The organism is Holdemanella hominis, from assembly GCF_014306155.1.
Classification (GTDB): domain Bacteria; phylum Bacillota_I; class Bacilli_A; order Erysipelotrichales; family Erysipelotrichaceae; genus Holdemanella; species Holdemanella hominis.
The window spans coordinates 23,113-35,287 of record NZ_JACRWH010000003.1 but is presented as its reverse complement, the minus strand read 5'-3'; the positions used below and the strand labels follow the sequence as shown (position 1 = coordinate 35,287).

Sequence of the window (12,175 nt, the reverse complement as noted above, 5' to 3'; positions counted from 1 at the left end):
AAGAAAATGAATAATTTTACAAAATGGTTAGAAGAAAAAGTCTATCCAGTTGCAGCTTTTTTTGAACAAAACAAATATTTATCATCTATTCAATATGGAATTATGTTGACGATTCCTCTATTATTGGTAGGAGCATTTGCATGTATTATTAGTGACTTTCCATTGGATAGTTACCAAAATTTAATGGTAAATATTTTTGGTAAAGATATTTGGCAAAACTGGAATTGGAACGTATTAAATCCAGCTACATTCGGCTTGATTGGAATTATTACAATGCTTGGTACGGCATATGAGTTATGTAGAAAAAACGAAATTTCTCCATTACCAGGTGTTGTAACTTCTTTAATGACTTATTTCCTATTGATTGCATTAGATGAAAATGGAATGCTATCAGTGAATGAATTTGGTGCATCTTCATTGTTTTTATCTATCATTGTTGCAATTATATCGGTTGAAATTTACACATTATGCATAAAGAAAAATATCATTATTAGGTTACCTGGGAATATTCCATCATTTGTACAAGATCAGTTTGTTGCATTAATTCCATCGTTGATTTGTGCGATTGTATTTTTGATTGTCCGCTATCTAATTATGATAACACCATTTGAAACGGCTTCAAATTTAATTTACGGTTTATTGCAAGCACCTTTAACAGGGTTAGGAACTTCTTTTGTTGGTACGATGATTGCAACATTCTTGAATTCATTCTTATGGTTCTTTGGATTGCATGGAACAAATGTTGTTTCAAGTGTTATGACTCCTGTATGGTATGCAGCACGTGATGCGAACTTAGCTGTATATCAAGCAGATCCGTTAGCCTTGAGACCATATATTGTAACGAATGATTTTTCAAATATGATTATCTTTTTAAGTGGAACAGGGTTGACTTTACCTTTAGCTGTAGAAATGGCTTTATGTTGTAAATCTGAGCGTATTAAGACTATCGGTAAAGGAGGATTAATTCCTGGAATATTCAATGTGAACGAACCAATTATTTTTGGCCTTCCTTTGGTAATGAATCCAGTCATGGTAATTCCATTTGTATTAGTTCCGATTGTATGTACTTCAATTGCATATTTTTCTATGGCTTTGGGAATCGTTCCATTACCAACTGGTGTTGCGGTTCCTTGGACAATGCCATTCTTCTTTGGAGGATGGATGATGTGTTCTGATGTTCGTGGTGGAATATTACAAATTGTAATTTTGGTTATTGCTGGTTTGATTTATTATCCGTTTATTAAAACATTGGATAAAAAATATGTAGAAGAAGAACAGGTGAATAAATAAATAAGGAGGTAGAACACAATGTTGAGACGATTTATAGCATATGTACTAGATTGGTATATTATGTATTTCATTATGAATTTAATTTTAGTTATTTCATATTATATTCAAGAAGGTATTGTTGTTAGTAATTTAATTCCAATTCAATATTTTAACTCGAGAACGCAAATACAAATATTATTGATTTTATGTGTTTTCTTTATAGTTTATACTTGTGTTCTACCTTTATTGTGGGATGGAAAAACAATTGGAAAAAAAATATGTAAAATTAAAGTAAAATCGCTTGGTAAGTTAACTTTTACTCAATTAGTTGTTCGTAATTTATTTGGAATTGTTATCCTAGAAGGATGCTTAAATCCTTTGAGCAACTATATAAGAAACGTATTTTTGTTATATGTATCGCGTGATTTAGTTCAATATATGGTTTATTTTTCGGCTTTTATTGGCATCGTTTCAATAATCTGTATGTTTGTCACTCCAAAGAAAAAAATGATTCATGATTTAATATCAAAAACAGAAGTTGGTGTGATATAATACTCCAACAGAGGAGATTTATGAATATTAAAGAGATTGCAAAACAAAACAATTTGAGTCAAACAGATTTAACGATTTTAAATGAAATTTCGAATCGAATGTTCAAAGGATATTACAAAATTCCAATTCGAGAGATTGCATCTGCTTCCTTTGTGTCAACGACTAGTGTTATTCGTCTTGCTAAAAAACTTGGATACGAGGGATATAGTGAATTATTATATGCGTTGAAGATTGATAGTACAACTAATGTTGACTATAAAGCATCTGATGCTATTCGTTCGATTATCATTGAAGAACGTTCATTAGATGTGATTGATAATTTTATTCGTGATCTTGCAAGTGGTGAATATGAGAGAATACATGTTATTGGGATTGGCTATTCAGACTATATTGCACAATATTTAAGAGATAAGCTATTGGAATTGGATTATTTTTCAACAAATAAAAGCCCTTTGGATTTTTTGAATTCAAGAAAATCTTTGATATTATTTGTGAGTGAATCTGGAGAAACGACAGATCTTATATTTATTGAAGAACGATGTAAAAAAATGAATTACAAGATATATGCGCTGAGTTCTACAATCAACAGTACACTATGCAAACATGTAAAGAATCATATTGTCATAAAAAATGGTAAAAAAAAGAACAAGGCGCCAAATTACTTTATTGGAAATAGTATAAACTTAATTGAAAGTGTATTAGCGATATTAGAGTCATATTTAAAGGAGGAAAAAGATGATTAATGTATTATTAATTTGTTCACAAGGTGCATCTACATCTATGATGTGCAAAAAAATTAAACAAGAAGCAGAAAAAAATGGAGTGGAGATGAATGTGAAAGCAGTAGCTATTGCTGTTGCTAATGATTATATTTTGGATTCAAATATTATTTTATTAGGACCACAAATTCGTTATATGAAGCAAAAGGTACAAGATGCTTCTGGTTCTATTCCAGTACTTGATATAGATATGCAAGCATATGGGATGATGGATGGATCTAAAGTTTATAAACAAATCATGGAGAATTTAAAATAATGAATGAAGTATATGAACAGACATGTTTTCAAATCATTTCGTTTGCTGGAACAGCAAAAAGTTGCTTTTTAGAAGCGATTGAATGTGCGAAAGCAAAAGGTGATCCTAGTGAATTGTTAAAAGAAGGTAATGACGCGATTCAACAAGCTTCAATTTCACATCAAAAGGCACTAACATTAGATGCAAATGGTGAACTGGAGGTTGGTTTATTGTTGATTCATGCAGAAACTATACTTTCTAGTGCTGAAACAGTAAGAGATTTGTCGCAAACAATAATAGATTTATTAATAAATAAATAAATAAATAAATCCATTATTGACTTATATTTAAAAAAGAGTTATTAAAATATAATATTTTTAATAATTCTTTTTTTGCCTATTTTATACTTTTATTAAGATTGGTTAATTAACATATATTTACTGAGTTTTCCACGCATTCAGAGACACACCGTCCAGCACTGAGAGCCACTCATTTCATCATTTAGAGCCACACAACCCATAAATCAGAGCCGTTTCTACACTTTCAGTTGTAAGATGTATTTGTAGAATATTAAGTTCTATAGATCTTGCGAATTGGAGGTGTTTTTTTTGTGCGAGATTTAAAACAAATTCTTGAACTGATGTTTGAGAATTTCTGTTTTTCATTATATTAATAAACGAAATATTGATGTAGTCACAAGATTCATTTCAGATTTTACATATGACGGAAAATGGTACGTGTGTAGCGCATCATCGGTGTATCTATAGCGGTCAACCGGTACATCAATTTTTTGATTTAATTTCTTATTGATTCACCTTTAAATTCTAGACGATATGCTTCACATATAACTCGATCTAAACACGCGTCAGCGTATGTATAATCCTTAAATAAATCGTACTATTCTTTTACTGGGATTTGAGAAACCAACACTGTCGATTTTCTTTCTTCTCTTGAATCGAGAATTTCAAATAGATGTCTACATTTTTTGGAAAAAGAAAAAGAACCCGACGCATCAGGTTCCTTCTAGGTGTTGTCCGAAGACGACCACCGCAATTCATAGCAATAATATATTACACCGAATAACATTATGCAAGAGGTTTTAAGATTGACTAATAAAATTTTGTAATTGCCGCAGGTGTGCTCGCTGCTGAGTCCCTAGAATTTGATTGCAAATAAAAATCACGGCCAATTTGATATAGCCGTGATTAAATAATGATTTTTAAATTCCACCCATATTAGAATAATAGTGTTCTAGATCTTCCTGCATTTGTGATTTAACTCTATCCCAATCTTCTTTAGTCATCTTACTGTACAGAGCATGATTCATTGCGATAATACTTAAATCTTTTGAATAATATAAGAATCTTTTTCGTTCAAATTTCTCAAATGGATTTGTTAACATATTTCTGCAGATTGCTTTTCTATCTTTTAGAGTAGTTTCATTGTATGGACATGTACTACGATCAACCTGTAGTCCTCTATCGATTCTGTCTTGATAGAATGCAATATAGTCATTCAAAACATCATCTATTTTAGCATCACCGATTGAATCAATATTTTTAACAAAGGATAACAAGAATGGCATTTTATAAGACAATGAATAATCTCTTTCTTCTAAGAATTCAAAGAAGTCTTGTTTGATTGTATCATTGTTGTGTTCTTTTATACCTAGTTCTTTTCTGTACTTTTCAACATCATCAGGACTAAATAAATATAAAGATTTACTTCCAAATTTGTATTCTACACTAGGCTTGATTTTTCCTTTTTTAATCCAACTTGTTACAGTTCCGGTATTGATAAAGTATTCTCGTGCGAGTTGTTCTTGACTTAGGTAATCACCATACTTATCTTCAAATGTGTTGATATCCACTTCAGTAATACGCTCAATTCGTTCTTCAATTCCATCCACAACTAACATCTCGCCAGGTGTGTAATTTGTTATCGTGATATCACCAAATGGTACATAATATGGATTCGCAAATATAGTATGCATATTACAAGCTTTGATCATAGCTCCATATTCATCAACAACATCAATCACAATCACATTTTTCTTTGTATCAGTTTTTCGTAGCCCTCTACCTATTTGTTGTAGATACAGAACTTTAGAAAGAGTAGGTCTAGCCATAACTAAAATGCCAAGCTCAGGATAGTCCCATCCTTCAGAAATCATGTTACAAGTACAAAGGAATCGGATTTTTTTGTTTTTGAAATCATCCATGACAGATGTAGGATTTTTTGTTTGTCCAGTATAGCTAGACGCAACAATTCCTGCTTTATTAAGAAGGCGAGCCATTTCATTTGCATGAGAAACATTAACACAAAAGATAACACCTTGGCGTAAGCTAGCTTCTCCAGAAGTGAGGTATTCTTTAAGTACATCTACAATTAATTCATTTCTAGAAGTTACTCGTATCCTTTTTTCTAAATCTGCATTTACATAATCTTTACCATTAAAACGAACTTTAGAAAGATCAATATTTGTTTCAATTCGATATACATTTGCCTTGGCAACAATCCCTTTTTCCATAGCTTCTTTTAAAGATAGAGAAGTGGAATAGCTTCCAAACACAGTCTCTAATTTTTTCTTATCTGGTCTTTGGTCTGTTGCAGTCAATCCTATTGTGAAATCTGCATTATAATATTGAATAACTCTTTTTAGTATTGGAGCCACCGCATGGTGAGCTTCATCAACAACTATATAATTATAATAATCTGAAGATAATTCTGTATAATGTCTTGCCATATATGCATAGGTTCTTATATCAATTTTATCTTCTAGTTCAGGTAAAGAATTATGCACTCTCTGATTCCAGTCTGCCAAAATATTGATTCCTGGAACTAATATTAATCCTTTAAAACTTTTCTTATTCTTGGCAAACTCACGTAAATCTTCCTCAACAATTTTTGATTTACCAGCAGCTGTTGGTAATACAATCAAAAATGCTTTAATTCCAGCATCTCTTCTTTTCTGGATTTCTTGTAAACTAATGGATTGATGTTCATATAATTCAACGGATCTGTCTATTTTTAAACCGTTATCAATAAATTTAGAAGCATCATTTCCAAAATATTGTTTAATATCATCTTCAATGCGATTTTCAAATGCACAATCTTCAGTAGAAAAACGGAATAATTTGATTCCCCATGAGGCACATGTGTTTTGTTTTGTTAATTGTTTTTTATATTTTTCTTCACCAATAATTTGAGGGTGATGATACGTTACACCGTTTTCTTCCACTGCATATTTTTCATCTTTTGTTCGCACAAAATAATCAAGGAAATAATTCTTTCCATTTTCATCACAAATACCATATTCTCTAGAAATGTATTTAAGTGCATTCATGCCATAAGCATTTGAAAAACTCTTCTCGAAATGCAGTTCTAATGGAGATACATCGGATTGTTCACTTCTGTCTCCAATACTTCTTGTATAACTAGTAGGCAATACAATTTCTTTTCTAGAAAGATATTTATCGACTTCTAAATGAGAGTAGCCTAAGAAACGGAAAACTCTATTAAACTGGTGCATATAATTATTTTGCTTATCTGTGATCAGCATATATGAAAATACAGGATCATTACTCTTGTGCTCACAAATATCTTCATCAATAATGACCATATCTTTTCCATTATCATAGAAATTAGATATTCCACCATTTGGATATTTGATTTTTTCTCTTAAAGAAAAATCAGTATGTTCAACTAAGAATGGGTCTTTTGAAGGAGTAGATTCAACCATTTTTCTTCCTCCCTTCCTGGTCTTACATCTGTTGTAATCCAGTATTCTTTAATTATTAAGGTATCTACATCATGAATGAAATCTTTGAAAATATCTAAAGTGAAATCTGTGAAGAATCTTCCATTTCTTTCACCTTCGAAATCTCCGTATTTAAAGGATGTATAAATAATTCCATCATCTTTTAAAGACTTACTCATTTTTGATAAGACATCTTTTAATTCGGATTTTGGTAAATGTAATATAGAAGAGCATGCCCAAATTCCATCATAGTAATTTTGTTTATCCAAATCTTGAAACAACATGTGTTTTACTTGAATACCAGTATATGCACTGGCACTTTTACATAATTCCAAAGATCCATCAATGGCTTCAACATCATAGCCTGCTTCAATAAAACATTTAGTATCTCTTCCAGATCCACATCCAAAATCTAATATTTTATTTCCGGATAATTCTTTTAGAAATTTATCTTGTATATCTTTTAAATCTGCTGATACAGTTCCTTGAATAAAGGATTCAGCATTCTTATTATAGTAGTCCAAAGTTTTGTTTATCATATATACCTCTAATACCATCTAATACTGTGTATATAATATCTTGAAGTTGTATTCAAATCAATTTAAAACAAAAAACAGGAACTTTGTGTGTTCCTGCATTTATAATTTTAGAATTCTTAACAAAAAATAGAGCTGGATTTGAGTAAGTTGTGAAATGGTACCAGCTCTAATGCTAAAGGGTTGATTATTTAAAATAACCAACATTGATATATTACCATAATATTAATTTTTCATCAGCAAAAAAAACATTTTTTGTGACAAAATAAAAGGACCGGAATGGGCCCGGTCCAGAAATGGGAATGTTGAGAAAGTTAATTGAAAGGGTTAGAGTCTTAACTTAATCAACATAATTACTATAACACGTTTCTATAGGAAAAGAAAGCATATTGTTATCAAATGTACACTTGAAAATAAAAATAAAAAATGTAATCATTTACAAATTGCGGTATTATAGCTTCGGGAAGAGTAGGTAAAAAATTGAAAGATCAAAATTGTGCTTATTGCATGGAAGGTGAGTTAGTCGCTGCTTTCGGAATTAAAATTTGTGAACTAGAAAGTTCAAAAGTGTATTTGTTTAAAGAACAGTCTCATCCTGGTCGTGTGATTGTGGCTCATAAGAAGCATGTGAGTGAAATTACAGAGTTGACGGCCCAGGAAAGAGCTGCTTATATGGAGGATATTAATAGGGTAGCTTGTGCTATGCACGAAATCTTCATTTCCATTTAGTTCCTAAATATAAGGATGGATATGAATGGGGCGGTGTATTCGCTATGAATCCAGGCGAAAAAAGTTGTCGGATGAAGAATATCGGGACATTGTTGAAAAATATCGTGCTGTATTATGTAAATAAAGGAGCAGTCGCTCCTTTTTCTATTGTTCACTATGATTTTTTCTAAATTGAATAGGTGAAATGCCTGTTGCTTTTTTGAAGGCTTGGGCAAAATAGGATTGGCTTGTAAATCCTATGATGATGGATATTTCTGAAATTTGAAGATTGGTTGTAGAAAGTAGAACTTTAGCTTCTTGAATCCGCTTTTGAATCATGTAGTTAATGGGGGAGATTCCCTTATATTGTTTAAAGGCATGTACAATGTGATATTTATTTAAGAAAGTGAGTTCACTTAAAGTGTCTAGTGTGATATCTTCTTTAAAGTGAGCATCAATATATTTTTCAATATAGACACAGTCTTTGTTGGCTTTATTAACGGGTGAAGATTTTAAACTAATGTTGGCCCTACGCATCAGGTTGATCAGTAATACTTCTAGTAAGTTTTGGCATAAGGATTGATATTCAGTATCTCTAGCCTTAACTTCCATTAGAATGGTTTTTAGATAGAATAGTACTTCGTGTTTGTATTCATAATAGTTGGCAATACTGCAACCCTGTTCTTCATATTCTTCTTTTGAAAAGAAGGTGATGCCTTCAATTCCCATAACAATGTATTCGAAGTTGACATTTTCAATACCACGCTCGGTATGGGATACCAATGGATTGACAATAACGAGGTCGTCTTCTTTTACGGGATAGTTTTTGTTGTCTAAACTTAAAAGTCCATGGCCCTTTGTCACATAGAACATTTCTGTGTATAAATGGGTATGTAGGGTGGAATTCCATTCGTGATCGAACTTGGATTCGGTTATATATAGTAGTTTTGGTCGGGCTTTGTTGAAGTCGACTTGGTCAATTTGAAAGCGTTGTGTACTCATAAAAACACCTCTTTTTGTATTATTATATATTATTTTCTATTGTTTATCAATTTTGTTGTCAAAATTATTAAATCGCAATATATCTAAAATATAGAGCTATATTTTTATGATAAATCGCTTTCAAATAGACTATACTAGACTTGTCAAAAGAGGTTCATACGAATTTATGAGGAGGTAAAGTATGAAAAAAGTTATAACTGCTGGGTTATCATTTGCGATGGCAGCATCTATGCTAGCAGGATGTTCTAGCAAACCAGCTGAAAATTCTGATTCTGGAGATAAGCGTGTATTAAAATTTGATTCTTTCTCTGGTGGTAATGGTGAAGAAGTATTCACAAAATTGGCTAAGGCTTTTGAAAAGGCAAATCCGGATGTAGATGTTCAATTGCGTTTTGAAAAAGAATTGCCTGATGTATTGAATAAAGAAAATGCGAAGGGTGAATATTCTGATGTTGTTTACTATAACTTAGGTCAGCCTTCTGGATATACTGAAACTCAATTAAATACTCATGAAGTATTGGATATTTCAGATGTAGTTGAAGAAGTTGGTATGGATGAAAACTATGCAAATAGTAGTATCGTACAATATTATGGTGATGGAAAATCTTATTTGATGCCACTTAAGACAACTCCAGCTGGATTCTTCTATAATACTGAATTGGTTGGAGAAGGAAAGAAATATGAACTTCCAACAACTTGGGAAGAATTCTGGGCTTTAGGTGATCAAGCTAAGAAAGATGGTATCGCATTATTTACTTATCCAACAAATGGTTATTTTGACAACACATTAAATGCATTGTTGAAAGAAACTGGTGGAGAAGAATTATTAACGAATGTATTAAATTATGACAAGGATGCTTGGAATACAGATGGTGCTAAACAAGCTATCGATATTTTAACTAAATTAGTAAGTCCTGATTATTTATATTCTGATACAGTCGCAAATGCGAATGCGAAAGATGGTTTCACAATGAACCAACAGGCTGTCATTGATGGAAAAGCGTTATTCATGCCTAATGGTGACTGGGTAGTTAATGAAATGGCAGATACAACTCCTGAAGATTATCATTGGGGATTACTTCCATTGCCTGCATTAGAAAAAGATGGTGAACGTTTTGTTGGTTCTATGACTGAACAAGTATGGATTCCTGCTCAAGCTAAAAACGTAGATGATGCGAAAGCATTCTTGAAGTTTATCTATTCTGATGAAGGTGTTAAGATCATGGCTGAAGGTGGAAACATTGTTCCAACTACACATATGTCAGACACAATTGCGGCTATGGAAGATGGATATACAAAAGAATTCTTCTCTGTATATGACACTGCTTCTGCTGCATTAGGTGCATTTGCTCCTTACAACACAGATAACTTACCAGACTTTGACCGTGCTGCAACAGTATTTGGTTCAATTGACTCTTTAGCTACTGGTGAATTAACTGCAAAAGATTACCAAAGCAAATTAGTAGATGCTTGGGCTAAATTATCTAAAAACAAAGCTGTAACTGAATAATTAAACTGAAAGCGATGAGCAAATTGTTGCTCGTCGCTTTTTAAGAGATGGGAGGTAAACTCATGAATAAAAAGAAAGCACAAAATCGTTTCGTATTTGCGTGTCTTGCACCAGCCGTTATTCTAGTCGTCATTTTCATGGTGATTCCAACAATTGATGTATTTAAGACAGCATTCTTTAAAAAGAGCAATTTCGTAAGTGATGCCACTTTTGCCGGGTTCTTCAACTTTAAGGTTCTTTTTAACGACATGCGTTTTATTGAGGCTATGCAAAATACAATCTTGTATGTTGTATTGATCACGATCATCACTTTGGTGTTGGCCGTATTGTTTGCGACATTATTAACTCGTGAAGAGTTTGTTGGAAAAAACTTCTTCCGTGTTATTTTCTACATTCCAAACATTTTGAGTATTGTTGTTATTGTAGGTATTTTCTCAGCTATTTATCAACCTACGAATGGTATTTTAAATACGTTCTTTGGTATGATTGGACTTTCGTCTTTACAACAACAATGGATGGGAAATCCAGATGTTATTAACTATTCTATAATTGGTGCCCTTGTATGGCAGGCCATTGGTTATTATATGGTTATGTATATGTCGAGTATGTCGAGTATTCCAGAAAACCTATATGAGGCTGCAAGCCTTGAGGGGGCTAGTAAAGTCAGACAGTTCTTTATGATTACTTTACCTTTGATTTGGGATAACATTCGTACAACTTTAACTTTCTTCGTAATTTCTACAATCAACTTATCATTTATGTTCGTTCAATTGACAAGTGAGGGAAATCTAGGAAGTGAAGTGGCATTGAACTATATGTATAACAATGCGTTCGCTGGTAAATACGGATTTGGTATGGCCGTTGGAGTATGTATCTTCGTATTCTCATTTGCCTTATCAGCCATCATAAATAAGATCACTGAACGTGATGTATTACAGTATTAGGAGGATGAGATATGAAGAAACATAATTTTCCTTTATACAAGATCTTTGTTTATGTGGCACTGATCACATTAGCTATTTCGATTATTGTACCCATCGCATGGGTATTCCTTGCATCTTTAAAATCGCAATTGGAATTGGTGAGTGGAAATCCATTTGATCTTCCAAAACAAATATTGTGGTCAAACTTTGCGGATGCCTTTGTGAAGGCAAGAATGGGTGATTATTTATTAAATACAATCATTGTAACAGCACTATCATTAGTCATTCTATTGGTGGTGGCTCTTCCTGCATCGTATGTTTTGGCACGATTTGACTTTGTGGGAAAGAAATTCTTTAATGGACTTTTCATGGCTGGACTTTTCGTAAATGTGAACTATATTGTTTTGCCAATTTTCTTAATGTTATTTAATGCGGATATTAAGCTTGGAATTGACTTTTTCTTAAATAGTAAGTTCTGGCTTTCTGTCGTGTATGCGGCAACGGCCCTACCTTTCACAATCTATTTGTTGACAGGTTATTTTAAAACGTTGCCTAAGGCGTATGAAGAGGCGGCTCGCATTGATGGTTGTGGCTACTTTAAGACAATGACTAAGATTATGATTCCCATGGCAAGACCAAGTATTATTACGGTTATCCTATTTCAATTCTTGGCTTTCTGGAATGAATATATTATCGCATTTACTTTTATGGATAAAGAAAATGCTACGTTGGCCGTTGGTGTTAAATACTTAATGGCGGATGCGAAGTCACAGGCAAACTTTGGTGTCATGTATGCTGGGTTGGTAATTGTTATGATTCCAACGTTAGTTCTTTATATTTGTGTTCAAAAGAAGATTACACAGGGCATGAGTATTGGTGGAATGAAAGAGTAAGGTGTCTA

12 protein-coding genes are annotated in these 12,175 nt (G+C 32.5%); 9 read left to right on the top strand and 3 right to left on the bottom strand.

What is annotated here, in order from left to right; all coding sequences use genetic code 11:
* Positions 1–6: 6 nt before the first annotated feature.
* From H8911_RS01575 to H8911_RS01555, 5 genes are read left to right on the top strand one after another with little or no spacing between them, the layout of a single operon-like run.
* Positions 7–1,290, top strand: a complete 1,284-nt coding sequence (locus H8911_RS01575; protein WP_186998485.1) for a PTS sugar transporter subunit IIC — start codon at positions 7–9, stop codon at positions 1,288–1,290.
* An 18-nt stretch (positions 1,291–1,308) separates the two neighbouring features.
* The gene (locus tag H8911_RS01570) at positions 1,309–1,821 is read left to right on the top strand and encodes an RDD family protein (protein WP_186998484.1); all 513 of its coding nucleotides are present in this window, start codon (positions 1,309–1,311) and stop codon (positions 1,819–1,821) included.
* Between the two features lie 20 nt (positions 1,822–1,841).
* The gene (locus H8911_RS01565) at positions 1,842–2,564 is read left to right on the top strand and encodes a MurR/RpiR family transcriptional regulator (protein WP_186998483.1); all 723 of its coding nucleotides are present in this window, start codon (positions 1,842–1,844) and stop codon (positions 2,562–2,564) included.
* On the top strand, positions 2,557–2,856 hold the full coding sequence (locus tag H8911_RS01560) for a PTS sugar transporter subunit IIB (protein ID WP_186998482.1): 300 nt from the start codon (positions 2,557–2,559) through the stop codon (positions 2,854–2,856). The genes H8911_RS01565 and H8911_RS01560 overlap by 8 nt, the downstream gene beginning before the upstream one ends.
* Entirely contained in the window at positions 2,856–3,155 is a 300-nt protein-coding gene (locus tag H8911_RS01555; protein ID WP_186998481.1) for a PTS sugar transporter subunit IIA, read from the top strand. Before H8911_RS01560 ends, H8911_RS01555 begins: the two co-directional genes overlap by 1 nt.
* An 899-nt stretch (positions 3,156–4,054) precedes the next feature.
* On the opposite strand, the gene H8911_RS01550 is transcribed toward H8911_RS01555, so the two are convergent.
* Positions 4,055–6,577 carry a DEAD/DEAH box helicase gene (locus tag H8911_RS01550; protein WP_186998480.1) on the bottom strand — a complete coding sequence of 841 codons (2,523 nt, stop codon included), beginning with the start codon at positions 6,575–6,577 and terminating at the stop codon, positions 4,055–4,057.
* Positions 6,541–7,134: a class I SAM-dependent methyltransferase gene (locus tag H8911_RS01545; protein WP_186998479.1), complete on the bottom strand. Its 594-nt coding sequence runs from the start codon at positions 7,132–7,134 to the stop codon at positions 6,541–6,543. Before H8911_RS01545 ends, H8911_RS01550 begins: the two co-directional genes overlap by 37 nt.
* Positions 7,135–7,611: 477 nt before the next feature.
* On the opposite strand from H8911_RS01545, the gene H8911_RS12320 reads away from it, so the two are divergent.
* Positions 7,612–7,860 (top strand): HIT family protein, encoded by a 249-nt coding sequence (locus tag H8911_RS12320; RefSeq protein ID WP_222620924.1) that lies wholly within the window; start codon positions 7,612–7,614, stop codon positions 7,858–7,860.
* 144 nt (positions 7,861–8,004) lie between these two features.
* On the opposite strand, the gene H8911_RS01535 is transcribed toward H8911_RS12320, so the two are convergent.
* Positions 8,005–8,841, bottom strand: coding sequence for a helix-turn-helix domain-containing protein (locus H8911_RS01535; RefSeq protein WP_186998478.1), 837 nt, complete (start codon positions 8,839–8,841; stop codon positions 8,005–8,007).
* 181 nt (positions 8,842–9,022) lie between these two features.
* On the opposite strand from H8911_RS01535, the gene H8911_RS01530 reads away from it, so the two are divergent.
* The 3 genes from H8911_RS01530 to H8911_RS01520 all read left to right on the top strand — a co-directional run bounded on the left by H8911_RS01530 (position 9,023) and on the right by H8911_RS01520 (position 12,167).
* On the top strand, positions 9,023–10,351 hold the full coding sequence (locus H8911_RS01530) for a carbohydrate ABC transporter substrate-binding protein (RefSeq protein ID WP_186998477.1): 1,329 nt from the start codon (positions 9,023–9,025) through the stop codon (positions 10,349–10,351).
* A gap of 62 nt (positions 10,352–10,413) precedes the next feature.
* Positions 10,414–11,295, top strand: a complete 882-nt coding sequence (locus tag H8911_RS01525) for a carbohydrate ABC transporter permease (RefSeq protein ID WP_117925686.1) — start codon at positions 10,414–10,416, stop codon at positions 11,293–11,295.
* 11 nt (positions 11,296–11,306) lie between these two features.
* On the top strand, positions 11,307–12,167 hold the full coding sequence (locus H8911_RS01520; protein ID WP_117925687.1) for a carbohydrate ABC transporter permease: 861 nt from the start codon (positions 11,307–11,309) through the stop codon (positions 12,165–12,167).
* The last annotated feature ends 8 nt before the right edge of the window (positions 12,168–12,175 follow it).

Bases quoted from the DNA above. Each gene is read 5' to 3' on its own strand.
- H8911_RS01565 (WP_186998483.1), top strand. From the start codon at position 1,842: ATGAATATTAAAGAGATTGCAAAACAAAACAATTTGAGTCAAACAGAT.
- H8911_RS01550 (WP_186998480.1), bottom strand. From the start codon at position 6,577: ATGGTTGAATCTACTCCTTCAAAAGACCCATTCTTAGTTGAACATACT.
- H8911_RS01560 (WP_186998482.1), top strand. From the start codon at position 2,557: ATGATTAATGTATTATTAATTTGTTCACAAGGTGCATCTACATCTATG.
- H8911_RS01535 (WP_186998478.1), bottom strand. From the start codon at position 8,841: ATGAGTACACAACGCTTTCAAATTGACCAAGTCGACTTCAACAAAGCC.
- H8911_RS01525 (WP_117925686.1), top strand. From the start codon at position 10,414: ATGAATAAAAAGAAAGCACAAAATCGTTTCGTATTTGCGTGTCTTGCA.
- H8911_RS01530 (WP_186998477.1), top strand. From the start codon at position 9,023: ATGAAAAAAGTTATAACTGCTGGGTTATCATTTGCGATGGCAGCATCT.
- H8911_RS01575 (WP_186998485.1), top strand. From the start codon at position 7: ATGAATAATTTTACAAAATGGTTAGAAGAAAAAGTCTATCCAGTTGCA.
- H8911_RS01545 (WP_186998479.1), bottom strand. From the start codon at position 7,134: ATGATAAACAAAACTTTGGACTACTATAATAAGAATGCTGAATCCTTT.
- H8911_RS01555 (WP_186998481.1), top strand. From the start codon at position 2,856: ATGAATGAAGTATATGAACAGACATGTTTTCAAATCATTTCGTTTGCT.
- H8911_RS01520 (WP_117925687.1), top strand. From the start codon at position 11,307: ATGAAGAAACATAATTTTCCTTTATACAAGATCTTTGTTTATGTGGCA.
- H8911_RS01570 (WP_186998484.1), top strand. From the start codon at position 1,309: ATGTTGAGACGATTTATAGCATATGTACTAGATTGGTATATTATGTAT.